The 364-nt window shown below is 44.2% G+C and carries 1 protein-coding gene; it reads right to left on the bottom strand.

What is annotated here, in order from left to right; genetic code table 11:
• Positions 1-133 precede the first annotated feature (133 nt).
• Positions 134-364: outer membrane protein transport protein (locus tag AB4486_RS27700; protein ID WP_372120010.1), on the bottom strand; the 231-nt coding region annotated here is incomplete at its 5' end.

Genomic DNA, 364 nt, shown 5'->3' with positions numbered 1-364 from the left:
TGATTGCATCTGAATAAGGTGCCGCTGTTGAATCACCAGAGCTTTCACTATTGTCGCCACAGCCCGCAAGTAGTAATGCTGAGCATACGAGAGATAAAGAAAATTTGTTGTTCATGTAATTATTCCCGTACGGTTAGTTGAAGATGTAGTTAAGTTGTATCGCTGAAAGGTAAGCAACGCCTTCAGCATCAAATGTAAGCTTTTGTCCTGCCGCATCAGTTTCGGTAAACGAACCGCTTTCACTTTGTACGAGTGCAAATGCAGCATCGACAGTCATATTCTCTGAAATAGCGTAGGTGAGACCTGCTGAATACCACATACGATCGCTGTCTGGGATGCTTAATGTCGCTTCACCAGCTTGCTC

It is taken from the genome of Vibrio sp. 10N.222.55.C6 (assembly GCF_041473395.1).
Lineage (GTDB): Bacteria > Pseudomonadota > Gammaproteobacteria > Enterobacterales > Vibrionaceae > Vibrio > Vibrio crassostreae_C.
This window is presented reverse-complemented; position numbering and strand designations above follow the sequence as displayed.